General features: G+C 69.1%; 25 protein-coding genes and 2 tRNA genes. 12 read left to right on the top strand and 15 right to left on the bottom strand.

The window, feature by feature from the left end; all coding sequences use genetic code 11:
- Positions 1-47: 47 nt before the first annotated feature.
- Positions 48-749 carry a DUF881 domain-containing protein gene (locus I2501_RS09100; protein ID WP_236046097.1) on the bottom strand — a complete coding sequence of 234 codons (702 nt, stop codon included), beginning with the start codon at positions 747-749 and terminating at the stop codon, positions 48-50.
- A 255-nt stretch (positions 750-1,004) separates the two neighbouring features.
- Here I2501_RS09100 and crgA point away from each other — a divergent pair, with 255 nt between their 5' ends.
- Positions 1,005-1,259, top strand: a complete 255-nt coding sequence (gene crgA / locus I2501_RS09095; protein ID WP_196193350.1) for a cell division protein CrgA — start codon at positions 1,005-1,007, stop codon at positions 1,257-1,259.
- 262 nt (positions 1,260-1,521) lie between these two features.
- On the opposite strand, the gene I2501_RS09090 is transcribed toward crgA, so the two are convergent.
- Both I2501_RS09090 and I2501_RS09085 read right to left on the bottom strand, forming a co-directional pair.
- Positions 1,522-2,370, bottom strand: a complete 849-nt coding sequence (locus I2501_RS09090; protein ID WP_328806284.1) for a rhomboid family intramembrane serine protease — start codon at positions 2,368-2,370, stop codon at positions 1,522-1,524.
- A gap of 172 nt (positions 2,371-2,542) precedes the next feature.
- Positions 2,543-3,067 carry a peptidylprolyl isomerase gene (locus I2501_RS09085; RefSeq protein WP_196193349.1) on the bottom strand — a complete coding sequence of 175 codons (525 nt, stop codon included), beginning with the start codon at positions 3,065-3,067 and terminating at the stop codon, positions 2,543-2,545.
- A 275-nt stretch (positions 3,068-3,342) separates the two neighbouring features.
- Here I2501_RS09085 and I2501_RS09080 point away from each other — a divergent pair, with 275 nt between their 5' ends.
- Positions 3,343-4,107: a DUF5324 family protein gene (locus tag I2501_RS09080; RefSeq protein WP_196193348.1), complete on the top strand. Its 765-nt coding sequence runs from the start codon at positions 3,343-3,345 to the stop codon at positions 4,105-4,107.
- Positions 4,108-4,241: 134 nt separating this feature from the next.
- Here the strand turns inward: I2501_RS09080 and I2501_RS09075 are convergent.
- The 6 genes from I2501_RS09075 to I2501_RS09050 form a co-directional block, all read right to left on the bottom strand.
- Positions 4,242-4,314: transfer RNA gene (locus tag I2501_RS09075), tRNA-Ala, on the bottom strand.
- A gap of 105 nt (positions 4,315-4,419) precedes the next feature.
- Positions 4,420-4,551, bottom strand: coding sequence for a DLW-39 family protein (locus I2501_RS39145; RefSeq protein ID WP_328806283.1), 132 nt, complete (start codon positions 4,549-4,551; stop codon positions 4,420-4,422).
- A 174-nt stretch (positions 4,552-4,725) separates the two neighbouring features.
- Positions 4,726-5,394, bottom strand: a complete 669-nt coding sequence (locus I2501_RS40540; RefSeq protein ID WP_328806282.1) for a LysM peptidoglycan-binding domain-containing protein — start codon at positions 5,392-5,394, stop codon at positions 4,726-4,728.
- A gap of 425 nt (positions 5,395-5,819) precedes the next feature.
- On the bottom strand, positions 5,820-6,014 hold the full coding sequence (locus I2501_RS09060) for a hypothetical protein (protein WP_196193345.1): 195 nt from the start codon (positions 6,012-6,014) through the stop codon (positions 5,820-5,822).
- A gap of 188 nt (positions 6,015-6,202) precedes the next feature.
- On the bottom strand, positions 6,203-6,868 hold the full coding sequence (locus tag I2501_RS09055; protein ID WP_196193344.1) for a YdcF family protein: 666 nt from the start codon (positions 6,866-6,868) through the stop codon (positions 6,203-6,205).
- Positions 6,865-7,659 carry a GntR family transcriptional regulator gene (locus tag I2501_RS09050; protein WP_196193343.1) on the bottom strand — a complete coding sequence of 265 codons (795 nt, stop codon included), beginning with the start codon at positions 7,657-7,659 and terminating at the stop codon, positions 6,865-6,867. The genes I2501_RS09055 and I2501_RS09050 overlap by 4 nt, the downstream gene beginning before the upstream one ends.
- 454 nt (positions 7,660-8,113) lie before the next feature.
- On the opposite strand from I2501_RS09050, the gene I2501_RS09045 reads away from it, so the two are divergent.
- The 10 genes from I2501_RS09045 to I2501_RS09000 all read left to right on the top strand — a co-directional run bounded on the left by I2501_RS09045 (position 8,114) and on the right by I2501_RS09000 (position 16,424).
- Complete coding sequence (locus I2501_RS09045; RefSeq protein ID WP_215909470.1) at positions 8,114-8,383, top strand: hypothetical protein; 270 nt, start codon at positions 8,114-8,116, stop codon at positions 8,381-8,383.
- Positions 8,380-8,589: a hypothetical protein gene (locus tag I2501_RS09040; RefSeq protein ID WP_196193341.1), complete on the top strand. Its 210-nt coding sequence runs from the start codon at positions 8,380-8,382 to the stop codon at positions 8,587-8,589. Before I2501_RS09045 ends, I2501_RS09040 begins: the two co-directional genes overlap by 4 nt.
- Complete coding sequence (locus I2501_RS09035; protein ID WP_196193340.1) at positions 8,586-9,449, top strand: DUF2637 domain-containing protein; 864 nt, start codon at positions 8,586-8,588, stop codon at positions 9,447-9,449. The genes I2501_RS09040 and I2501_RS09035 overlap by 4 nt, the downstream gene beginning before the upstream one ends.
- Positions 9,446-9,814, top strand: coding sequence for an RRQRL motif-containing zinc-binding protein (locus tag I2501_RS09030; protein ID WP_196193339.1), 369 nt, complete (start codon positions 9,446-9,448; stop codon positions 9,812-9,814). The genes I2501_RS09035 and I2501_RS09030 overlap by 4 nt, the downstream gene beginning before the upstream one ends.
- Positions 9,815-10,053: 239 nt before the next feature.
- Entirely contained in the window at positions 10,054-12,096 is a 2,043-nt protein-coding gene (locus tag I2501_RS09025) for an FtsK/SpoIIIE domain-containing protein (protein ID WP_408022721.1), read from the top strand.
- Between the two features lie 211 nt (positions 12,097-12,307).
- Entirely contained in the window at positions 12,308-12,511 is a 204-nt protein-coding gene (locus I2501_RS09020; RefSeq protein WP_196193337.1) for a hypothetical protein, read from the top strand.
- On the top strand, positions 12,508-12,753 hold the full coding sequence (locus tag I2501_RS09015; protein ID WP_196193336.1) for a hypothetical protein: 246 nt from the start codon (positions 12,508-12,510) through the stop codon (positions 12,751-12,753). The genes I2501_RS09020 and I2501_RS09015 overlap by 4 nt, the downstream gene beginning before the upstream one ends.
- 74 nt (positions 12,754-12,827) lie before the next feature.
- A complete protein-coding gene (locus tag I2501_RS09010) occupies positions 12,828-14,819 on the top strand; it encodes a YfjI family protein (RefSeq protein ID WP_196193335.1) in 1,992 nt (663 codons plus the stop codon).
- 263 nt (positions 14,820-15,082) lie between these two features.
- The gene (locus I2501_RS09005) at positions 15,083-15,271 is read left to right on the top strand and encodes a helix-turn-helix domain-containing protein (protein ID WP_196193334.1); all 189 of its coding nucleotides are present in this window, start codon (positions 15,083-15,085) and stop codon (positions 15,269-15,271) included.
- 1 nt (position 15,272) lies between these two features.
- Positions 15,273-16,424, top strand: coding sequence for a tyrosine-type recombinase/integrase (locus I2501_RS09000; RefSeq protein ID WP_196193333.1), 1,152 nt, complete (start codon positions 15,273-15,275; stop codon positions 16,422-16,424).
- Positions 16,425-16,488: 64 nt separating this feature from the next.
- On the opposite strand, the gene I2501_RS08995 is transcribed toward I2501_RS09000, so the two are convergent.
- The 6 genes from I2501_RS08995 to I2501_RS08970 all read right to left on the bottom strand — a co-directional run bounded on the left by I2501_RS08995 (position 16,489) and on the right by I2501_RS08970 (position 23,937).
- On the bottom strand, positions 16,489-17,031 hold the full coding sequence (locus I2501_RS08995) for a hypothetical protein (RefSeq protein ID WP_196193332.1): 543 nt from the start codon (positions 17,029-17,031) through the stop codon (positions 16,489-16,491).
- Between the two features lie 246 nt (positions 17,032-17,277).
- Positions 17,278-17,354, bottom strand: a tRNA-Ile gene (locus tag I2501_RS08990).
- 81 nt (positions 17,355-17,435) lie between these two features.
- A complete protein-coding gene (locus tag I2501_RS08985; RefSeq protein WP_328806281.1) occupies positions 17,436-18,215 on the bottom strand; it encodes a DUF3566 domain-containing protein in 780 nt (259 codons plus the stop codon).
- A gap of 111 nt (positions 18,216-18,326) precedes the next feature.
- Positions 18,327-20,966 carry a DNA gyrase subunit A gene (gene gyrA / locus I2501_RS08980; RefSeq protein WP_196193331.1) on the bottom strand — a complete coding sequence of 880 codons (2,640 nt, stop codon included), beginning with the start codon at positions 20,964-20,966 and terminating at the stop codon, positions 18,327-18,329.
- Positions 20,967-21,053: 87 nt separating this feature from the next.
- Positions 21,054-23,051, bottom strand: coding sequence for a DNA topoisomerase (ATP-hydrolyzing) subunit B (gene gyrB, locus I2501_RS08975; RefSeq protein WP_196193330.1), 1,998 nt, complete (start codon positions 23,049-23,051; stop codon positions 21,054-21,056).
- 367 nt (positions 23,052-23,418) lie between these two features.
- Positions 23,419-23,937: a DUF721 domain-containing protein gene (locus I2501_RS08970; protein WP_328806280.1), complete on the bottom strand. Its 519-nt coding sequence runs from the start codon at positions 23,935-23,937 to the stop codon at positions 23,419-23,421.
- Positions 23,938-24,115: the final 178 nt, after the last annotated feature.

Below are 24,115 nucleotides of genomic sequence, written 5' to 3'. Positions count from 1 at the left end.
CTCCCCTACGGCACCCCTCCGGCCGCAGCGGGCACAGGGCCTGTTCCCTACTTCCCCGCCGTGGCGTTTTGGAGGTCCACTGTGCCCGAGTAGGCGGGAAGAGTCATCGCCTTCGACTGATCGACTTTCCACCCGAGCCCGTACGCGGCCACGTACTGCAGGTACGTCTGGATATAGGTGTCCCCGTTCAGCGCGGTGAGCAGCGCCTGCGGCGATCCGACCGCCTTGATCACGTACGGCGGGGAGTAGACCCGGCCCTGCAGGATCAGCTGGTTGCCGACGCAGCGCACCGCGCTGGTGGAGATCAGCCGCTGGTCCTGGACCTGGACCCCGGTCGCGCCGCCCCGCCACAGCGCGTTGACCACGGCCTGCAGGTCCTGCTGGTGGATGACCAGGTCGTCGGGCTGCGGCTGGGGAACCCCGGGGATCCGCGCGGTGGCGTCCGGCGGTGCGTCGTCGAGCGTGACGGTGAGCCCGGCGCCGGCGAGCGGGTCGAGACCGGCGGCCTTCTCCAGCGCCGCCAGCTTGGCGGCGTCGGCGGGGTTCTGGGCGTGCTGCTGGGCGAGCTGGTCGATCTGGGCGCGCAGCGCCGCGAGCGAGGCGTCCGCCTGCGCGTTCTGCTGGCTGCGCTGCTCTATCAGGTCGGACAGGCGCAGGAGGGTGTTGTCGTTGCGGAGGTCGGTGCCGTGCGAGGCGTGGGCACCGGCGTAGCAGAGAAAGCCGGCCAGGCCGAAGACCAGACAGCTCAGGGCACGCCCGACATATCGCTTCCGGCGCGGCTTCGGGGCGGCTACCGCCTCGGTTCCCTCTTCGGAAGGATTTTGCGGCAGCGGCGGAACTTCTCGGGAATCAGACACGTACCCTTATCTCCTTCTGACTCCTGGAGCCACTACGCTAACGGACGCTGGCGTAGTGTGCGGTGCCCGGTCCAGCTCGATCCGGCCGGGTGCCTGCTCGAAGCTGCCGCACCTGCTGTTGGCCCACAGTCTCCGGGAGCCCTTCTCGTGCCGAAGTCACGCATCCGCAAGAAGTCGGACTACACCCCGCCGACCCAGACCGCGACACCGGTCAAGCTGAAGTCCGGTCGCGGCTACATCGCACCGCTGATGCTGGGGCTTTTCCTGGTCGGGCTGGTGTGGATCGTCCTCTACTACGTGACCAGTGCCGCGTACCCGATCAGTGCGCTGGGCAACTGGAACATCGTCGTCGGCTTCGGCTTCATCGCCGGGGGATTCGCCGTCTCGACCCAGTGGAAGTAGCGGCGCAGCCGCCGTCATCCACGTCTCCTGCGGCATTATCCACAGGGCTGTCCACACTGGGGAAAAACCCTGACTATCTGTGGATAACTTGATCCGGCACACCGCTCCCCCACTCGGCGGTTGCGGAACGGTCCGCAGGTGGACACGCGTAGCGAAGGTCACACGAAAGAGGCCCGCACAGGTGTGCGGGCCTCTTCGTTCTGCCTGTGGAAAACCCGGTGAAAACCCGGTGCGACGAGGTGGCTTCAGCCGGTGATCTGGCTCATCCAGTGATCTGCGTGACTGCGACCAGGCTGACCCCGGCCACCAGCAGCGCGGCGGCCACCACCACGGCGGCCTGCACGGCGTTGCGGCGGACCGCCGGGGCGTAGGCGTAGCCCGCGGCGATCAGGCCGCCGACGACCAGGCCGCCGATGTGCGCCTGCCAGGCGATGCCGCTGATCGTGAACGTGGCGACCAGGTTGACCAGCAGCACCGCCATGATCGGCCCGAGCTGGTAGCCCCGGTGCCGGTGGATCACGATCACCGCGCCGAACAGACCGAAGATCGCCCCGGACGCCCCCAGCACCGGCTCCGCCGGCGCCAGCAGCATCACCAGCGCCGAGCCGCCGAGCCCGGCCAGCAGGTAGAGCGTGAGGTAGCGCAGACGCCCCAGCGCCTGCTCCACGTACGGCCCGAGCACCCACAGCGACCACATGTTCAGGGCGATGTGCAGGATCTGCTGGTGCAGGAAGATCGAGGTGATCACCCGGTACCACTCGCCGCTGGTGGCCACGGCGTCGCCCTGCAGGATCCAACGCGAGACGAAGGCGTCCCCGCCGGTGAAGGCGAGCAGCCAGACCACCACGTTGACGGCGATGATCAGCTTGGTGACGAGCGCGCCGTCCCGGGCGACCCGGCCGCCGTACTGGGTGCGCGGCGCGGTGGTCCGTACCGAGGCACGGGACTGGTTCGCGCAGTCGAGACAGTGGAATCCGACCGCCGCGTCCACCCGGCACTCGGGGCAGACCGGCTTCTCGCAGCGCGAGCAGTGCACACCGGTCTCGCGCCCGGGATGCCGATAGCAGTCCGGCAGCATGACCGTCGACTCTCCTCCGGGATAAGCGCTCACGACTGAAGGTCCTCGCTGGGATTGGGCCACAGACTGGGCACCTGCTGTGGACGACGAACGCGACAAGGCCCAGTCTCCCTCACGCGGGGACTGGGCCATGAGAGCCGACCCTGTGAATCCCGTTAATCCGGATCCCGGGCTGGACGTCAGTGGTGGACGCCGGCGGTGGGCGTCAGCTGCGGGTGATCTCCACCGACTCGATGACGACGTCCTCGGCCGGGCGGTCGTTGCGGCCGGTCGGCAGTGCGGCGACGGCGTCCACGACCCGCTTGGAGGCGTCGTCCGCGACCTCGCCGAAGATGGTGTGCTTGCGGTTCAGCCAGGTGGTCGGGGCGACCGTGACGAAGAACTGCGAGCCGTTGGTGCCCGGACCGGCGTTGGCCATGGCCAGCAGGTAGGGACGGTCGAAGCTCAGCTCGGGGTGGATCTCGTCGCCGAACTCGTAGCCCGGGCCGCCCACGCCGATCCCCAGCGGGTCGCCGCCCTGGATCATGAAGCCGGAGATCACCCGGTGGAAGATCGTCCCGTCGTAGAGCTTGTCGGTGGTCTTGGCGCCGGTGCCCGGGTGGGTCCACTCGCGGCTGCCCTCGGCCAGCTCGACGAAGTTCGCCACCGTCTTGGGGGCATGGAACTGGAAGAGCTTGACCACGATGTCCCCGTGGTTGGTGTGGAGGGTGGCGAACAGTTCCTGGGCCACGATGTGCCTTCCGTGCTTCCGACTTCTGACGGGACGAATCCTCGCACGGGCTGTGCACGACCTCCCAAAGCGGGACCGGCAGGGGGCAGGCCGGGGGCCGCCCGAGGAGATTGCCACGGCTTTTCCCGCCGTTCAGCGCGCCTGGGCGCGATTCGCGGGGCATGCTCTTTGATTGGGTGGATACGCGGCAGATGTGACAAACGCGATGAACCTGATGAACGTGATGAACGCGAGGAACAGGACGCCCCAGCAGGACGCCCCAGGAGGAGGTTCCGGTGAGCCGGATCGACGCAGCTCGCGAGGCAGCCAGTCGCACTCGTGAGCAGCTCACGCCATACGCCGTGAGCGCCAAGGACACCGCAGCGCAGTACGCCGACGAGGCCCGGCACAGGCTCGCTCCGGTCATCGGCTCAGCGGTCGAGCACGCCCGCCTGGCGGCCCAGGGCACCGTGCAGGGACAGGTGGTCCCGCTGTGGGAGCAGGCACGGGCCAACGTCCCCGCACCCGTGGTGGACGCCGGCAACACCGTCGGCAAGGCCGCAGGGCGGGCTCGTGCCGCCGCACGGCAGGCACGGGCCGTGGCCCTCGACCAGATCCTTCCGGCGGCCCAGACGGCCGTCCACGAGGTCCACGACCGTTCCGCCGCCGCGCTGCCGGTGGTGCGTGGCGAGGTGTCGCTGGCGGAGATCGAGGCGCTGACCGCCGCCCACGCCCGCGCGAACGCGCGCCGGGGCCGCTGGCTTCGCCGCGGAATCACCCTCCTGGCCCTGGGCGCCATGGCCGGTGGCGGTCTGGCGGCCTGGAAGTGGTACCAGAAGCAGAGCAACCCGGATTGGCTGGTGGAACCGCCCACCACCCCGATCCCGCTCCGGGAGACCGGCCCGCAGCCCGGCGGCTCCAGCGCCAGCTCGACGGTCGACGGCTCGCTGCCGCTCGACCCGGAGGTCGCCGCCAAGGAGGCCGAGGGTGGCGAGAAGGGCGACCAGGGCGACGAGGCGGGCGCGGCGAAGGGCAGCAAGGACCAGCGCCCCAAGCACTGACGCCGCCGGCGGCCGACTGCCGAACAAGATCGCCAACTGTCACGCGTGTGACAGTTGGCGATCTTGGCACCGGCGCGCACAAGACACATGGCTCCCGCCCGTGTCACCACGGGCGGGAGCCATGTCGTCGTCTGTGGAGCCTAGGGGAGTCGAACCCCTGACATCCGCCATGCAAAGACGGCGCTCTACCAACTGAGCTAAGGCCCCGCGAACTGCCGCGCACAAGCGTACCCGCTCCGCGCGGCAGCACGGACCACCACGATCACTCCCAGCGGGCCGACCGCGCCGGGCCGACCAGGCTGAATGCTCGGCTCAGCGGGAGCCGGCCGGGATCGGGTCGGTGGCCTCGGTCCACAGGTCCTGCTCGGCGCGGTCCGCCTGCACCTGGCGGTAAACGAAGTACCCGCCCAGAGCGGCCAGAACAACCAGCAGAAGCTTCTTCACCGCGAGACCTCGACTTCCTCGATGACGTCCTTGCCGCGATGCTACACCCCGCCGTACAAAGCCAGGCATGACTATGGCCTCGTCGGCCGACTGCGGGTCATATCCGGGCCCCGGTCGGCCCGTTTAGCCCTGCTCCCCACGCCGCTCCCGTCCTCCCGAGAGGGGCGGCCCGGATCACCGGTGCAGCCGCAGGACCTCTCCGGGCCTGATCCGGTCGGGGTTGCCGCCGACCGTGTGCCGGTTGAGGTCGAAGAGCGCGGGCCAGCCGCCGGCGATGTGGGTCGCCGCAGCGATGCCGGCCAGGGTCTGGCCGGACCGAACCGTCCACACTCCACCCGTCCACGCTCCGCCGTGCTGGGCGCCCTGGATGTTCTGGACTCCTGGCAAGCCCTGGTCGCCGTGGGTCCCGTGGTAGCCCTGGTCGCCCTGGTCGCCCTGCACCGTGTGGTGCGGTCGGCCCGCGTGTCCGCCAAGGGGGCCGCAGACGGGCCACGGCTCCAGGCCGCGCCGAACCGCGAGGTGGTTGGCGATGGTGATCTGCTGGTCCTTGGCCGCGAGGTCGGCGCGGGGCGCGTAGGCGAGGCCGCCGTTGGCCCGCCAGGTCGCCTGGTTGAACTGCAGCCCGCCGTAGTACCCGTTGCCGGTGTTGGTCGCCCAGTCACCGCCGCTCTCGCACCGCGCGATCCTGTCCCAGTCCACTGCGGTCCTGCTCTCCTGCGCGGTGACCGCCCGCACGGACTCGGCATGAGCCTGCGGCACGAACGTCGCCAGCAGGGCCAGCGAGCACAGCGTGAGCAGGAGCAGTTTCAGGGCCTTCAGCGGCAGAGAAGCAGACGGCAGCACAGGCACTCCAGACCTCGACAACAGGGACTGCAGCACCGGAGCGCCGCTATCCCAGCGACGCACTCCACACCCGGAACCGGCGGCCGACACGAGCGCGAGTCCCCCGTCCGGACGCATGACACCACCCCGTCGCTCCGGTACCACGTGCACGAAGCGATCCCGAGGGGCCCCTGCCCGAAACAGCACGATGCCCCGGACGGGAATCCCGTCCGGGGCATCTACGCGGTGGGCCTAACAGGACTTGAACCTGTGGCCTCTTCCTTATCAGGTGATCTCTGGGGCGACTCGCCCCAGATGAAGCGCCTGGATATAGGGGTCACCCGTGCGCTGGGCACCGCCGCCGTTCGTCATCGTTCGCCACTGTTGGCGTGGAGGTTGGGCGTACGCCAGTGCCGGTCAGGCAACGACTGCCAGCCTCGGGCTGGTCACGACGGCTCGGTACGCGCGACGACGCCCACGAACTCCGCACCCTTGTGGTTCCCGATGATGAAGGCGAAGCCATGGCCCTGAGTACATTCGAGGTCCACCCGCACGTAGCCCCCGCGCGTACCGATGGGACTGTCGTACTCGTCTCGATCGGGGTGGACCGTCGCGACCTCATGGTCCGGCTTGTAGTCCATGTTCTCGACCCCGTCTGACCCACAGGCAGGGCACATGAGCTGCCATCGAGTGCTCCAAACGGAGCTGATCGGATCCCTGGGAACGAGGATTTGCTCAGGCGGTACGGGCACCACTGCCTCCTCTTTGACGAGCGTCCTTCAATCTCATCTCATGCCAAGCTCGGGTGGGGAGCGATCGGCAATGTTGATCACGCTGTTTCTGCGTACCCAGGGACAAGGCGACGGGTGAAGCCCTCGCGGCAGAGTCTCTGGTAGGCAGCGACGACGTCATCCGGGACCGGCATGCGGATCATGAAGCCCTGATCCGGATAGATCCGCAAGCGCTGGAGCGCTCCGACCAGCATGTCGATGACCATGCGCGCGTCGCCGATCGAGTTCGCGTAGCTCTCCAGGGTCATCGACGTGGACGCGCAGAAGAACTCGACCTCTGGCCATTCCTTGCAGGCAGTCGCGTAGGCGCGCTTCTCCTCATACGGCTTGGTTACCAGCAGGGCAGACGACACCTTGACCCCGGCCTCCTCAAGCACGGCCCGAGAGAAGCGGAAGTTCTCGGCGGTGTTCGCGGCATGCGGCTCCACCAGCACGGCGCCTCGCGGGACGCCAAGCTCAAGAGCCCGCTCCAGGTAGTGCGTGGCTTCCCCTCTCGGCATGCGCTCCCGCGTCGTGGGGCTGTTGCCGCCAGTGAAGACGATGAGCGGAGCCATTCCGCGCTCAAAGAGATCCGCTGCCGTATCCGCCACGCCCAGATCGTGACTGCCCAAGCCGATCACGACGTCACAAGGGCGGACCTCGTGGTGCATCTGGTGGAAGTCCCAGATCAGTTGAGCGTCCGCCCAGGACTGCTCCGAGATCACACGGACTCCTCTTCGTTGCTCGCCGTGTCGGGGACCTTGAAGTCGTAGACCCATGCGAAGCGCGTGGCGGCATGCACGCCAATCGCAACCTCCACCAGGGTCCCATCAGCCGTGTACGTAAACCTGTGCAGCTCCACTACCGGCTCGCCCGCAGGCAGCTGGAGCGTCTTCGCCTCTTCCGGCGTGGGTGTGCGCGCGAAGATCTCCTCTCGCATGTGGTCGATCTCGTACCCGGCATCGAAGAGAACGCGGAACCCTCCGCCTCGGCCGGCCGGACCGGGCGTCGGGTCGACGATGCGTGTGCCCTCAACGATCTCGGGGCGGTAGTAGCTGGTCAGGGTGTGCGTCGGCTGCTTGCCTTCCTTGACCAGCCGGGCCCGGGCGTAGACCTGAGCTTCGGCAGGAAGCCCGTAAGCCTCCGCCACGAGCGGCGGGGCAGCAACGCGGCTGACCGTCTGCGTCTGCTCGTCTCGGCGATAGGGCCGCCCGGACGAGACGCGGTCGGCGATGAATGCGACCTCATCCCCATCACGCCACTTCGCCTTGTCGTAGCGCTCGATGCCGATGCGCTTCAGGGGCGTCCTCGGGCGAACGACAGTCCCATGGCCACGGGACGAGACGACCAGCCCTTCGCGCTCCAGGGCCTTATAGGCCTCGTGAACAGTGCTCTTGGAGCCCTCGCCTGCTTCAACGAGTTCTCGGATGGTCGGCAGGGGGTCACCCGGCGCGTATTCACCGCGCCGGATGCGTGCGGCCAGCTTGTCGGCCAAGTCCCGCCACTTCGGTGCCATGTGTATGGGCTCCTCTCGCCAGCAACAAGTGAAGCACAGTCCCAGGACTGTTGACAGTCCTGGGACTGCGGGTGCATTGTCTTCTCAGAGCGCGGCGCAGTCCTAGGACAGCGGCGAATGGCCCTGCATGGGGCTGCTCTGACCTGCACGAATGCACGATCAGGAGCCCGGGACAGAGCGGGCTGAGGTTCCGGCGCCTTGTCAGTCCGAGGGATCGTCGTCCGCCTTGATGGACGACGCGCCGACTCCACTCACGTGGGGTCGGCTTGATCAAACGAGTGTCTTTGGTCCTCGATGTGCCCCGCTTCGGCGGGGGCATCGGGGGTCATGGCTACTCGGTTGGCGAGTGGTCACGACACATGCGTCGGGGCGACTGCTGCTTCCTTGGCCGGACAGCAGTCGCCCCTGCACGTGTCGCCTCCCTGCTACGAAGCGAGGCAGACCCGTGAAGTACATGGTTGCAGGCCACGAGGCCTTCGACACGTTCGAGTTCACCGAGCTCGCGCTCGGTGTCGAGCACCAGCTCTTCGCCGGTGTCCCGGGCGAGAGCGAGACCGAGCGTGCCGCCCGGCTGGACGCGGCGCGCGACATGCTGCCGGACCTGGCCGACGAGGACCCGGAGTTGGCCGCGTACGCGCAGTTGCTGATGCGGCAGGCCCCGATCCCGCTGCGCCACCCGATTCCGGTCCGCCGTCGGGCCTTCCGAACGGGGGTCGCGGCATGAAGCGCCGTCAGCAGATCTACGTCATCCCCCAGCGCGGGCGGACTCCGGGGGACCGGCCGTTCGCCAAGCTCGCCGCCTGGACCGCTGCGGGCGCGGTGCTGTGGGAGTTCCACCGCTTCGGCATCCCCGCTTTGGCGGGGGCGGCGGGTGCGTACCTGCTGGTGCTGGTCGTGCTCCACGCGTTGATCGGGGGGCCGCGCGGATGAACCGGTGGCCCAAGGTCACGCTGGTGCTCGGCCTGCTGGCCGTGGTCGGCATGGCGTTCCGCGTCTCGTGGCACGCACTGCGGGACGTGGCCCACGCGATCGGCGCGGACACGGTCGCCGCCGATGTCTATCCACTGGTGGTGGACGGGCTGATGGCGCTGGCACTGATCGCCGCGCTGATCCTGCCCGAGGGCAGGGATCGCAAGTTCTCGCTTCGGGTGCTGGCCGGGTACACGGTCGCCTCGCTGGTGCTGAACTACGTGCACGGGTTGGTGCCCGCGATCCAGTCGGGCGGCCGGGTCGGGTTGGCCGACTGGGCCCCCGCCAACTGGGCGCTGGTGCTCCTGGCCACGTCGCTGCCGGTCGGCTCCATCTTCTTCGGGTCGGATCTGGTCGCGAAGGTGCTGCACCACAAGCCCGAATCTGCTGCATCGGCACAGACACTGACAAATCGGTCGGGGTCTGACCTGGGCAAGTTGGCCGACCCCGACCCACTTCCCTCGGTCGACACCGCGCCCGCTACGGCGCGGCCCGAGCCGACTCCGGAGCCGACCGAGGCACCGGAGCCATCGACTCCTGCGTCCCGTCCGCGTCGGTCGACCGGAGCGGTTCCGGTCGCCGCTAGGGCCAAGCGCCCGACCCGCACACCGGACGAACTCCTCACCGAAGCCCGGGAGCTGTCGGCCGACTGGTCGGACGACCAGCTCACTGCCGACCGGCTGCGGGCCGGGCTGCACACGTCGGCCGCGAAGGCACGGACGCTGCGGGACGCACTCAAGGCAGAGCGCGCCGCCCGCCCCCAGCTCCACTCCGTCCCCGAGCCCGCCGACGACCCGGACGCGGATGAGGGCGCGGCGTGAGGTTCTACGACCCGACCGGGGCCCGGTTCGGTATCCCTACGTATCCGTTCCGGCTCGCCCCGGAGGGGTACGCGACGCGCCGTCAGCTCCGGGCCTGTGACCTGCGTCCGGCAGGTCAGCCCGTGGCCGCGCAGATCCTGTGGCGCTCCCGCAAGACCCGGGGCGGCGTCCGGTGCGCGTACCTGTACCGCGTGGACCTGGCCAAGCCGGTCCGGCCGATGACCCCGGCCAAGCGCACGGCTCTTGCTGCCGCGATGCGGGCCCGGCGCACCTGCCCCACCTGCCGACGGGATGTCGGCTACGTGATCCCGCTCTCGCTCGGCACCTGCGTGGCCTGCCACGACACAGCGACTCTCGCCGCCTGAGCACGTCAGCCCGGGGCGCACCCGCCTGGACAGCATCCGGTGCGCCCTGGGTCCTCCCGATGAGCTTGGAAGGACTTGAAGTGAACCACGATCCGCTGAACGACCAGCACGGCACGACGGTTGTCGAAGACGCCGTGCCCGACACCGTCGGGGGTGCGGTCCTGCCGTTCCCCGACCTGCTCACCAAGACCACCCTCCCCGCCCCGGACGCTCCGACCGAGGCCAGCACGCGGGCGACGATTCGGCCGGCACGAATCCGGGGCACCCTGCCCCCGCGCCTGCTGCGGGCTGCTCAACTGACGCGCCGGGTCGCGACGCATGAGCGCACCGCGGCTGCTGCCCGGTTCACCGTGCGGCACGGAATGTTCGCCACCGCTGGTGCTGGCATCCTGGCCCGGCGCGGGTGGGAGTCCCGCACCACGGCCCGCTACGAACGGATGATGCGCGCCGCCGAAGCGGCCGGTCAGCCGGAAGTCGCGATGGAGTGGGAGCAGCGCGCCGCCGCGTTCCGCTCCGCCCGCCACCAGCGCCGCATGGACCTGATCACCGCACCCGTCCGGCTCGCGAAGAGCCTGCTGGTCGGCACGCTCGCCACCGCCGCAGGGCTGCTCGCGCTCGGCATCGCGATGGCCATCAGCACCCACCACGTCGGCGAGACCATCGCCCCGGCCATGTTCGCGATCCACCTGGCCACCATGGTCGTGTACATCGCCTCCGTCGTGTGGAGCCCGATGCTCACCGTGGCACCCGCAATAGCGCTGCTGGCCTGCTGGAACGCCGGGCGCAAGCGGCAGGCCGCCCCCTCCTGGGCCCTGCCCACCAACAACGGCGGCGACGGTGAGCCGATCACCCCGTCCTCCGTGGTCCTGGCGCTGCGGGACCTGGGCATCGCCCCGCTGCGGAAGGCCATCTTGGAGATGGGCGACGCCGGGGCAGGCATGCTCGGACCGATCACCATCGCCGGGTGCGGCGTCGAAGTCGACGTCCAGCTCCCCACCGGGGTGACGACGGTGGAGGTGCAGAACAAGCGCCGCAAGCTCGCGGAGAACCTGAACCGGCACGAGCACGAGGTGTTCATCACGATCCCGCAGGCCGCCCGCACGGTGCGGCTGTGGATCGCCGACTCCGGCGCGCTGGACCAACCGATCGGCCCGTCCCCGCTGGTCACCGACGCCACCGCGACCGCGAACTACAAGACCGGCCGCGCGCCGTGGGGTCAGGACCTGCGCGGCGACGCCGCCCTGATCAGCCTGTTCCAGCGGCACCTGCTGGTCACGGGCCTGTCCAACCAGGGCAAGACCGTGTCCCTGCGGTCACTGGCCTTGTGGCTGGCGCTCGACCCCACGGTCGAGTTCCGGATCGCCGACCTGAAGGGTGTGGGCGACTGGGGCATGTTCGACGGCCTGGCCACCGTGCTCATCCAGGGGCCGACCGATGACCACGTCATCGACGCGACCGAGATGCTCGAAGAGCTGGTCGAAGAGATGGAGCGCCGCATCCAGGCCCCGGCCGGAACCGTGTTCCCGCCGCTGATCGGCATCGTGGACGAAGCACAGGTCGCGTTCATGTGCCCGGTCGTCGGTGCGGACAAGCGCCCCTACGGCGGGACCAAGGCCACGTCCCGGTACTTCATGGCCGCCCGGAAGATCCACAATCAGGGCCGTGTGGTGAACGTGCTGCTGTGGCAGGGCACCCAAGACCCCACCGACCAGAACCTGCCCAAGCTGGTCCGCGAGGGCGCGCACATCCGCGCCTCCCTCGTGGTCGGCACGGAGGCACAGGCCCGCATGGCGCTGGGCGACAAGGCCGTGAACGGCGGCGCCGCCCCGCACCTGCTGCGCCAGGGGCTGGACAAGGGCACGCTGGTCGTCACGGGTGACGGGATCAAGCTGGCACCGGGGCAGTCCTCGATCACGGTGCGGACGCACTACATCCCCGACGCGGAAGCGATCGAGATCACCGACCGGGCCAAGGCCGAGCGCACCGCCGTCACCACCCGCGCCGCGACGGAGAAGGACACCGAAGAGGTGGACCCGCTCGCCGACGTCGCCCAGGTGCTCGGCGACGCACCCCGGATGCTGACCCGCGAGGTGCTCCAGCGGCTCGCCGACCTGAACCCCGGCTTCTACCGGGCGTGGTCTCCCCAGGACTTGAAGCAGCTCCTGGAGAGCGTCGGCGCGGCCCCGCACAAGAGCGACGGACAGATGGTCGTCACCCGCGCCAAGGTCCTCGCAGCGCTCGCACGACGGGACGACGACGCCCCGGAAAGTGACGCTGAGTAGAGGGAGGCACGCAGGGAGGCAGGGAGTTTTCCCTCCCCGCCTCCCTGAACCCCCCTCCCTGCCCTGAACTGTGACAACACGTCACAGGGAGGCTCTCAGGGACGGGCTTCCGACCTGCCGGAACACCCCGAAAACACGTGTTCCAGCGCGGACGCGCCTCCCTCCCTGTCACACACCGTGAACAAACCCGCATGCTTCGGAGGCACACACCATGAACGCCCCGATCATCCGCCCCCTGGCCGCCGCGCACTTCCGCGACGCCCTCACCGCCGCCCAGAGCGGCGACCTGCCCGCCACGCTGGGCGCGCTGCTCGCGATCGACAACGAGTCGTGGGAGGGCATCCGCACCCGCCTGGACGAACTGGGCCCCACCGTCGCCGCCCTCGCACTGAACACCCTGGGAGGTGCGGCATGAACGCCGAGACCATCGCCGCCGTGGTCGTGTTCGGCCCGAGCATCCTGCTCGGCGGAGCGCTCGGCGTCGGCATCCTGACCGGGCAGTCCCGCCGCCGCTACCTGCGCGGCGCGCTGGCCGTCTGCCGCGAGATGAACGCCGCCGACCACCACCAGCCGACGCCGCCCCAGCCCGAGGGCGGTGAGGCCGCCCCGGAGCAGCTGGCCGACGTGATCCCCTTCCGCGTCCGTCGCGCGGCCTGAGCAGGACCACCACCGTTCGTTGCGGCCCGCACCTCGTGGGTGTGGGCCGCCTGCTCCCTGGATCGGAGCCTGCTTTGACCGCACAGCACGACCTCGCCCCCGTCTCGAATGTGATCCCGTTCAACCCCGAGCCCGCAGAGGTCATCACCGCCGAACAGGCCGTCATCGGCGCGGCCCTGCTCGACCCCACCCGCATCCCCGCCCTCGCCGAGATCCTCGGTAGCCCCGGGGTGTTCCACCGGCCCGCCCACGAGACCATCTGGCGCACCATCACCCGCATGGCTGGAGCAGGGCAGCCCATCGACCCCCTGCTCCTGACCGGCGCGCTTCGGGCGGGCGGCGACCTGAACCGTGTCGGCGGGGCCGCCTACCTCCACACCTGCGTGGAAGCCACGCCCACGGCCGCGAACGGCGACTACTACGCCGAACTGGTCCGCGCCGCCGCCGAGCGCCGCCGCATCAGCAACGCGGCGGGCCGTGTCGCGCACCTCGCGGGCGACGGGCACGCGAACCTCGCCGACATCCGCAGCGCCGCACTCGCCGCCTTGCAGGAGCTCGCCAGCGGGGACGCGTGGGCCGAGCCGACGCCGCTGGGCGCCCATGCCCAGCTCCCGCCGTTCCCCACCCATGCCTTGCCGGGCTGGGTGCGCGAACAGGTCGAGGCCGTAGCCGAGTTCACTCAGACCCCCGCCGACATGGCCGCGACCATGGCACTCGCCGCCCTGGCTACCGGTGCGGGCGGCAGGGTGCATGTCCAGATCCGGCCCGGCTGGAGCGAGCAGACGAACCTGTTCCTGGTCTGCGCGATGCCCCCGGCCAGCCGGAAGTCCGACGTCTTCGCGTTCATGACCGCTCCCATCTACCAGCTCGAAGACGAGCTCAAGCAGGAGGCCAAGAGCCGGATCATCGAGGCGGAGACCGAGAAGGAGGCCGCCGAAGCCGAAGTGGAAGCGCTCATGGCGCAGGCTCGGAAGAACCCGGACGCGGACCGGGCCTACCTGGTGACCGAGATCGCCTCCGCCCGGATGCTCGCCGAGCAGATCCACGTCCCGCCCACGCCCCGGCTCACGGTCTCCGGCGACATCACCCCCGAGCCGCTCTCCCACCAGCTCTCCGTCCACCGCTGCCTCGCCGCCCTGTCGCCCGAGGGGGACCTGTTCGACATCATCGCGGGCCGGTACTCGGCGAAGCCGAACCTGGGCGTGTTTCTCAAGGCCCACAAGGGCGAGCGGCTCCAGACCGACCGGATGACGCGCGAGCAGCCCACGATGGACAAGCCCGCGCTCACCATCGGCGTGACGCCGCAGCCCGCCGTTCTCCAGGAACTCGGCAGCGTGCAGGGTGCCCGCGACCGTGGCCTGTTGGCCCGCTTCCTGTACGCGCTGCCCGCGTCGAACGTCGGCTACCGGAAGATCCGCACCACCCCTATCCCGGAGCAGGTGGCCAACCGCTACGACGGCAGGCTCTCCCAGCTCATCCGGACCCTGGTGGACCTTCCCGAGCCCGTCACGGTCCCCCTCGACGCAGCCGCGGACCTCGCCGTCGAACGTCTGCAAGAGCAGTTGGAGTATCAGCTCCGCCCGGATGAGCCGCTGGCCCACATCAAGGACTGGGCGGGGAAGCTGGTCGGCCACACCGTCCGCATCGCGGGCCTGCTCCACCTCGCCGACCACATCAACTCGGGCTGGGGCAAGCCCGTGCCGGCCGATTGCGTGGACCGGGCCGCCGAGATCGCCGCGTACTACACCACCCACACCTTGGCCGTGTTCGACCTGATCGCCGCCGACCCGGCCACCGACGACGCCCACGCCATCCTTCAATGGCTCCAGCGCCCCAGGCAGGACGGCACGTTCCGGACGCTCATCAAGGCCCACGACGCCGTGGCCAGCAGCCGACGGTTCAAGAAGGTCGCCGACGTCGAACCGGCCCTGAGCCTCCTGGAGCAGCACGGCTTCCTGCGCGCCGACCAGCCCCCGACGACCGGGCAGCGGGGCCGCCAACCGGCGACTACGTACCGTGTCCACCCCTCCCTGTGCACGGCCCCGGACGGGCTCGGAGGGCTGTAACCGTCAGGGATGTCAGGGAAAAAGCCTGACCAGCAAAAACACGCCCTGACCGGCTGTCAGGGAACGTCAGGGATGTCAAGGAAAACCCGATTTTCCCTGACATCCCTGACAATCCCTGACGCCCCGCCAGGGACCAAAACCCCAGGTCAGCGATTTTCCCTGACATCCCTGACACTTTCCGGCCCACGACGCCGCCCGCGCCCAAGCGCCATCACGCTCCGCAACACCCTTCCTGCCCTCGCCTGCCCGCAAGGAAGTGACCCTTGACCACCGCGACGCCCGAAGCTCTGACCGTCCCCGAGGTCATGGCCGCCCTCAAGGTCGGCCGGAGCACCGTCTACGACCTCATCCGGACCCGCCAGTTGGCCAGTTTCACGATCGGCCGCTGCCGCCGTATCGCCACTGACAGCCTCGCCGCCTACATGCGGCACCGAATCACCGAGGAGAACTGAGTTGGCAAAGCGCAGGCCCAACGGGTCCGGCAGCATCACCCGGCGCGCTGACGGGACCTACGAGGCGCGGACCTACGTCACTACGACGGAGGGCCTCCGCAAGCGCGTGTCCGCCTACGGGAAGACGTACGACGAGGCAGACGAGAAGCTGTCCAAGCTCAAGGAGCAGGAGTCCAAAGGAGTCCCCACACCGGACAAGGCATGGACCGTGGCCGACTTCCTGAACTACTGGCTAGAGCAGGTCATCCGCCCGAACCTTCGGTTCAACACGACGAGCAAGTACGAGATCATGATCCGGCTCTACCTCATCCCCAGGCTGGGGAAGAAGAAGCTGGTCAAGCTGAGCGTCAAGGACATCCGCGTCTTCCTCGCGCAGCTTCGCCATGACGAGGTGGGCGACTCGACGCGCCAGGAGTGCATGAAGGTGCTCCGGAACGCGCTCAACGCCGCGATGCGAGAAGAGCTGCTTCTCCGCAACGTCGCCGTGCTGGTCGGCATCCCGTCGGCTGAGTCCAAGGAGATCATCCCGTGGAGCGCCGAAGAGGCGATCGGCTTCCTGCGGTCCGCCCGCCCTCACCGGCTCTACGCGGCGTTCGTGCTGGCGCTCGTGCTGGGCCTTCGACGGGGCGAGCTGCTGGGCCTGCGCTGGATCGACCTGGACATCGGCCAGGGAGTCGCGCACCCGCGCAAGCAGGTGCAGCGGAAGACGGGGGTGGGGCTCGTTCACGTGGACCTCAAGACGGATTCGTCCAAGGCCGCCTTGCCCCTCCCGCTGCTCTGCGTCGAGGCGCTGGGCGAGCGGCGTCGACTCCAGGAGTTGGAGCGTGCCCGGGCAGGTATGGACTGGTCCGAACTGGATCTCGTGTTCAGCACGGAGACCGGGGGACTGCTTGACCCGGATCACTTCTCCCAGACCTTTCAGCGGCGCGTGAAGCGGTCGAAGCTGCGGCGCGTCCGCTTGCATGACACTCGTCACACCTGCGGGAGCCTGCTCGCCTGGTTGGGCGTCCACCCGAGTGACGCTCAGAAGATTCTGCGCCACAGTCAGATCACCACGACCCTGGAGATCTACACCCACGTCACTACGGAGACACAGCGCGCCGCCGCGGCGAAGGTCAGCGCCAAGCTGCGCGACGGCCTGAACGGGCGCTAGGTGATGAAGGTTGAGGGCCCGGCCGTCGGGTAACGGCCGGGCCCTGGGCTGGACGAGAACGGGCTTACTGAGCGGCGGGGCGGCGCATGACGCGCTGGATCGGAGCGGTCAACGGGTTGAGGTAGGCGCTGTAGGCCGCTGCCAACTCGTCAATCTGCGGCTTGAGCATGGCCTGGTCCTCCGGGCCATGCGGGCTGAGGCTCAGCACACGGCCGACAGCCCCGACCAGGTCAGGGCCCTGGAAGTGGACGAGGAGTGCGGCTGCCTCCGCCATGGCCGGACCGTAATCGGCTCGGGTCTGCACGCCGATCTTGGTGTCGGGATTGAAGGCCATGGCCATCTGGGCCACAGCCTTAACCAATCGGGTCAGCCGTGGATCGTAATCCTTGTTCGAGTAGTCGATACCTGCGGCACGCAGGTCGGAGTACACGGTGTCGCGGGTAACACCCGCAGCGCGGGCAAGTTCAGCGATCGTCCGGGCCCCGACGTTCCAGGCGTTGACTACCAGCTGCTGGCGCTCGGGCTCCATGTTGGCCCTGCGGTCGGCCCAGTCCTTCAGGGCGTCGAGGGCAGCAGCACGAGCAGAGGGGGAATCAGTGTTGTTCATACCCCCAGTTTACCATATTGTGTCGAGTCAGTCGACATCGTCGAGTCAGTCGACATCGTCGAGTCAGTCGACACTCCGCTCGCCAGTGAGCCCAGGGTCGATCACGGTGTCGGGAAAGCTGGAGTACTCAGCGGCGCATCAGCTCCGAGCCACCGCAACAGTGCGCTGTGGCGTCTATTGGCGTACGCAATGGGCGTACGAGAATGCAAAACGCCCCGGATGGAGAACCATCCGGGGCGTTGACGCTGGTGGGCCTAACAGGACTTGAACCTGTGGCCTCTTCCTTATCAGGGAAGCGCTCTAACCGTCTGAGCTATAGGCCCGCGCTGCGTTGCGTTAGAAGATTAGCGCACCTGCAGCGGTCTGCCCAAATCCGTTCCTGGAGGTCACCGGGCGGGGCCCGGTCAGTCCTCCTCGGCGAGGGTCAGCTCGACCCCGCCGGTCATGCCCGCGGCCGTGTTGTAGATGAACGAACCCAGCGTGCACAGCGCCGTCAGCAGCACCACGTCGATCACCGCGACCAGCAGCGTGAACATGAAGACGTTGCCGAACGACAGGTACGACTGCAGGTTGAACCCGCTGCTGGCGTCCGCGCCGGTGGTGGCCTGCTGGAGCGTGCCGCCGACCGAGCTGAAGACGCCGGCCGCGTCCAGGACCATCCACAGCAACGAGACGCCGACGACGGTCACCACGCCGAGCGCCACCGACAGCAGGAAGCTGACCTTCATGACCGTCCACGGGTCCGTGCGGACCACCCGGAGGCGGGCACGACGGGTCCGGCCGGACGGCGGGGCGGCCGGGGCCGGACGGCGCGCGGCATCGCCGCCACCTACAGCGCCACCGCTGCCCGGGCGCGGCGCCTTGCCCGACGGGCGGCCACCCGGCACCGGAGTGCCACGCGGCGGGGTCGGCTGCCCCTTGGAGTACGTCGTAGGCGTCGAGTAGCCGCCGCCGGCCGCCGTGGTGTCACCGGCACCGCCCGAGGCCTCCGCGGCGGCACGCTGCTGCGCCTGCTCGCCGTTGGCGCCGCCCTGACGGCGGCGGGGGGTCTGGGCCGAGCCGTCCGGTCCGACCGGGGGCATCACCGACGTCGAGCCCGCGTCACGGCCGGGCGTGCCGCCGCCCGTACCGGCGGCGTCCTGCGCACGCCCTGCGGCACCGGCCGCTCCCGTGGGTCCACTCACCCTGGTCCTCCCGCAATTCCCGCACGTTGTTCACATCGCAAGCACTGATCTGGGCAGCATCCTGGCACGGGCCCCGGCGGATCGCATCGGAGCCCGTGCCAGAAAGCAAGATCACTCCGCTGCGGGAGCCGCCTCGTCGCCGGTCGCGCCGTCGGTGCCGGCCGACTCGGCCGACTCCTCCGACGCAGCCGTCGAAGCCGCGTCCGCAGACTCATCGGCCTCGGCGTCGTCCACCTCGTCCGCGCCCTCCGCATTGCGGGCGATGCCGACGACGGCGTCCTTCTTACCCAGGTTGATGAGTTGGACGCCCATCGTGTCACGCCCGGTTTCACGGACCTCGGAGACCCGCGTACGGATCACTCCTCCGCCGAGGGTGATCGCCAGGATCTCGTCGGACTCCTCGACGACCAGCGCACCCACCAGCGAGCCGCGGTCCTCGACGATCTTCGCCGCCTTGATGCCCAGGCCACCACGCCCTTGGACGCGGTACTCGTCCACCTTGGTGCGCTTGGCGTAACCGCCGTCGGTGGCCGTGAAGACGAACGTACCCGGCCGGATGACGGACATCGACAGAAGTTCGTCGTCCTCGCGGAAACTCATCCCCTTCACACCCGAGGTGGCGCGGCCCATCGGACGCAGCGCCTCGTCGGTGGCGGTGAAGCGGATGGCCTGCGCCTTCTTCGAGATCAGCAGCAGGTCGTCGTCGGCCGAGACCAGCTCGGCGCCGATCAGCTCGTCGTCCGTGCCCTCCTCGTCCTGGCGCAGGTTGATCGCGATCAGCCCGCCCGAGCGCGGCGAGTCGTAGTCCTTCAGCGAGGTCTTCTTGACCAGGCCCGAACGGGTCGCCAGCACCAGGTACGGCGCGGCCTCGTACGTGCGCACCGCCATCACCTGGGCGATCTGCTCGTCCGGCTGGAACGCCAGCAGGTTGGCCACGTGCTGGCCACGGGCGTCACGACCGGCGTCCGGCAGTTCGTAGCCCTTGGCGCGGTAGACCCGGCCCTTGTTGGTGAAGAAGAGGATCCAGTTGTGCGTGGTCGTCACGAAGAAGTGGTCGACGATGTCGTCCTGCTTCAGCTGTGCGCCGCGCACGCCCTTGCCGCCGCGCTTCTGCGAGCGGTAGAGGTCGGACCGGGTGCGCTTGACGTAGCCGCCACGGGTGATGGTGACGACGATGTCCTCTTCGGCGATCAGGTCCTCGACGGACATGTCGCCCTCGTAGGCGATCAGCGTCGAGCGCCGGTCGTCGCCGAACTTGTCGACGATCGCGGTCAGCTCCTCGGAGATGATCTCGCGCTGCCGCGCCGGCGAGTCCAGGATCGCGTTGTACTCGCGGATCTTGGCCATCAGCTCGTCGTACTCGGCCGTGATCTTCTGGCGCTCCAGCGCGGCCAGACGGCGCAGCTGCATCTCCAGGATCGCGTTGGCCTGGATCTCGTCGATCGCCAGCAGCGACATCAGGCCCTGGCGGGCGACGTCGACCGTGTCCGAGCGGCGGATCGTCGCGATGACCTCGTCGATCGCGTCCAGCGCCTTGAGCAGGCCGCGCAGGATGTGCGCGCGCTCCTCGGCCTTGCGCAGCCGGAAGCGGGTCCGACGCACGATCACGTCGATCTGGTGGTTGACCCAGTGACGGATGAACGCGTCCACCGACAGGGTGCGCGGCACGCCGTCGACCAGGGCCAGCATGTTGGCGCCGAAGTTGGTCTGCAGGTCGGTGTGCTTGTACAGGTTGTTCAGCACGACCTTGGCGACCGCGTCGCGCTTGAGCACGACCACCAGACGGGTGCCGGTCCGGGACGAGGACTCGTCGCGGACGTCGGCGATGCCGCCGATCCGGGCGTCCTTGACCAGGTCGGCGATCTTCAGCGCCAGGTTGTCCGGGTTGACCTGGAACGGCAGCTCGCTGACGACCAGGCACTGACGGCCGTGGATCTCCTCGACCTCGACCACCGCGCGCATGGTGATCGAGCCGCGGCCGGTCCGGTAGGCGTCCTCGATGCCGCGGCGGCCCACGATCAGCGCGCCGGTCGGGAAGTCCGGGCCCTTGATCCGCTCGATCAGGGCCTCCAGCAGCTCCTCGTTGGAGGCTTCCGGGTTGGCCAGGTACCAGAGCGCACCCGAGGCCACCTCGCGCAGGTTGTGCGGCGGGATGTTGGTCGCCATGCCGACCGCGATGCCGGTGGCACCGTTGACCAGCAGGTTGGGGAAACGGGCCGGCAGGACGTTCGGCTCCTGCGAGCGGCCGTCGTAGTTCGGCGAGAAGTCGACGGTCTCCTCGTCGATGTCCCGCATCATCTCCATGGCCAGCGGCATCATGCGGCACTCGGTGTACCGCATGGCGGCGGCCGGGTCGTTGCCCGGAGAGCCGAAGTTGCCGTTGCCGTCCACCAGCGGCATCCGCATCGACCACGGCTGGGCGAGACGCACCAGGGTGTCGTAGATCGAGGTGTCGCCGTGCGGGTGGTAGTTACCCATCACGTCGCCGACGACGCGGGCGCACTTGTAGTAGCCCTTCTCGGGGCGGTAGCCGCCGTCGTACATGGCGTACAGGACGCGGCGGTGGACGGGCTTCAGGCCGTCGCGGACCTCGGGCAGGGCACGCGAGACGATGACGCTCATCGCGTAGTCGAGGTACGAGCGCTGCATCTCCGTCTCGAGCTCGACCTGCTCGATCCGGGTGTCGAGGCCGTTCGCCTCGGCCGGGAGGTCCTCCGGCTGCGCGCCCTCAGGGCTGTTGTCGTCGACCACGGGTGGTCAGTTTCCTTTCGCTGCTGGCTTGCTGCCGGGCTGCTGCTTCGCTGCGACTGCGCAGCTTCTTCGCGGCTGCCGGAGGACTTACACGTCGAGGAAGCGGACGTCCTTGGCGTTGCGCTGGATGAAGGAGCGGCGTGCCTCGACGTCCTCGCCCATGAGGATGGAGAAGAGGTCGTCGGCGCGGGCGGCGTCCTCCAGGGTGACCTGGGAGAGCAGGCGCAGGTCGCGGTCCATGGTGGTGACCCGCAGCTCCTCGGCGTTCATCTCGCCCAGACCCTTGAAGCGCTGGATCGCGTCGTCCTTGGGGAGCTTGCGCCCTGCCTGGCGCCCCGCCTCGATGGAGGCGTCGCGCTCGCGGTCGGAGTAGACGTACTCGATGTCGTCCCGGCCCCACTTGATCTTGTACAGCGGCGGGCGGGCCAGGAAGACGTGGCCGCCCTCGATCAGCGGACGCATGAAGCGGAACAGCAGGGTCAGCAGCAGCGTGGAGATGTGCTGGCCGTCGACGTCGGCGTCCGCCATCAGGATGATCTTGTGATACCGGAGCTTGGTCAGGTCGAAGTCGTCGTGGACGCCGGTGCCGAATGCCGAGATCAGCGCCTGGACCTCGGTGTTCTGCAACACCTTGTCGATGCGCGCCTTCTCGACGTTGAGGATCTTGCCTCGGATCGGCAGGATCGCCTGCACCCGCGGGTCACGGCCCTGCTTGGCCGAGCCGCCGGCGGAGTCACCCTCGACGATGAAGATCTCGCACTCGGTCGGGTCCTTGGACTGGCAGTCCGACAGCTTGCCCGGCAGCGAGGCCGACTCCAGCAGGCCCTTACGACGCGTCAGGTCGCGGACCTTGCGGGCGGCGACACGGGCCGTCGCGGCCGTGATCGCCTTGCGGATGATGTCCGCGGCCTCGTTCGGGTTCCGGTCCAGCCAGTCGTTGAAGTGCTCGTGCACGATCTTCTGCACGAAGGTCTTGGCCTCGGTGTTGCCCAGCTTGGTCTTGGTCTGGCCCTCGAACTGCGGCTCGCCCAGCTTGACCGAGATGATCGCGGTCAGACCCTCGCGGATGTCCTCACCGGTGAGGTTGTCGTCCTTCTCGCGCAGCAGCTTCTTGTCGCGCGCGTACCGGTTGACCAGACCCGTGAGCGCGGCCCGGAAGCCCTCCTCGTGGGTACCGCCCTCGTGGGTGTGGATGGTGTTCGCGAAGGAGTAGACGCCCTCGTTGTACGAGGTGTTCCACTGCATCGCGATCTCCGCGGAGATCTTCTTCTCCTTGTCCTCCGCCTCGAAGTCGATGATCGTCGGGTGGACCACCTCGCCCTTGCGGGAGTTGAGGTAGCTCACGTAGTCCGAGATACCGCCCTCGTAGTGGTACCGCACCGAGTTGGGCTTGCCCTCGTCGTCGGTGTGATCCGGACGCTCGTCGGTCAGCGAGATGGCCAGGCCCTTGTTGAGGAAGGCCATCTCCTGGAACCGGCGGGAGAGGGTGTCGAACGAGTACTCGGTGGTCTCGAAGATGTCCGGGTCGGCCCAGAAGGTGACCGTGGTCCCGGTCTCCGAGGTCTCCTCGTGACGGGCCAGCTCGGCCACGGGCACGCCGGTCTTGTACTCCTGCGTCCACCGGTAGCCGTCGGTCTTCACCTCGACGGCGAGCCGGGTCGACAGCGCGTTGACGACGGAGACGCCGACACCGTGCAGACCGCCGGAGACGGCGTACCCGCCGCCGCCGAACTTGCCGCCCGCGTGCAGGACGGTGAGGACGACCTCGACGGCCGGCTTGCCGGTGGTCTTCTCCACACCGACCGGGATGCCACGACCGTTGTCGACGACGCGGACCGCGCCGTCCGGAAGGATCGTCACCTCGATGCTGTCGGCGTGGCCGGCCATGGCCTCGTCGACGGAGTTGTCCACGATCTCCTGCACCAGGTGGTGCAGGCCACGCTCGCCGGTCGAACCGATGTACATGCCGGGGCGCTTGCGTACGGCTTCAAGCCCCTCCAGCACCTGGATGGCGCTGGCGTCGTACGACTTCTCGAGCTCGTCGTTCTCGTCAGGTGACTGGTTGGGGTTGCCGGACTCGGCCACGAAACGCCCTCTCTGGCACAGCGCGGGCCGCTCCCTCGCCCAACGGGCAGGCTGGAGGCGGCCACGGCGTTCGACTCAGTACCGCTTCTTACCGCAAGCGGCAGTGTTTGGGTTCCAGTCTACCCGTACGACTGACAGAGATGGGGCTTTGCCGCCCTCTGAACGGCCCGTGCCGGACGTCAACCACCGTCCGACATGTCCCCACACCGGACCAGGGGGCCTACGGCGCTCTGACGGCCGTTTCTCGGATCCGTCGCCTACGGCGGGTCACCACCCCTGCTGTAAGCGTCAGCCAGGGGTTCGGCGGGAGGCGCGGAGAGGGCTCGACGAGGCCTCTGGTGGGCCCCTGGGAGACCTCGGGAAGGGCTCAGCCCCAGGTGTCCCCGGGCCCCTTGCTGCCCGGAGCGCGCAGCCGTCCGCGGTAGCGGGCCGGGCCCGTGGAGGGGCCGTTGACCTTGATGAAACGGACCGTCCCGTCCCCCAGGGAGGTGTTCAAGGTACGCAGCAACTGCGGTGCCATCAGGCGCAGTTGGGTAGCCCAGGCGGTCGAGCTGCAGCGCACGGAGAGGACCCGGCCCTCGTCGTCGAAGTGTTCTGGCTCACAGTGCGCGGCGATGTCCTTCCCCACGATCTCCGGCCACCGCCCCATCACCCCGCCGACAGCCGCGGGCGCCTCCCACCCGCGCTCCGCGAGCAGCCGCGTGATCGCCTTGCCCAGCGGCTGCGGGTCACGCCCGTCCGCGCGAGCGCCGGACCGCAGTCCCGTCCGGCGGGCCTGCTTCCGCTGCGAGGCGGCTTCGCCGCGAGCCCGGGCCTGGTCCTTCGCCGCGCGCAGCGCGACGCGAGCGAGGTCGACGCCACTGAGCTCAGGAGTTTCCTCCGACACGTCGCGCCTCGCTTTCCCCAGGGTGTGGACAAGCGTCCAGAGTACGCGGGAAGCAAACCGGGACGGGCGCCATGCAACACCTCAGGGGCGGGGGGGGGGGGGGGGGCCCCCCCCCCCCCGGGGGGGGGACCCCAAACGCGCCCCCCCCCCCCCCCCGTCGCCCCCAGGCCCCACCCCC

The sequence above is a fragment of the Streptacidiphilus fuscans genome (assembly GCF_015690355.1).
GTDB lineage: Bacteria > Actinomycetota > Actinomycetes > Streptomycetales > Streptomycetaceae > Streptacidiphilus > Streptacidiphilus fuscans.
The sequence above is the reverse complement of the archived record's forward strand: the minus strand, read 5'-3'. Positions and strand labels throughout refer to the sequence as shown.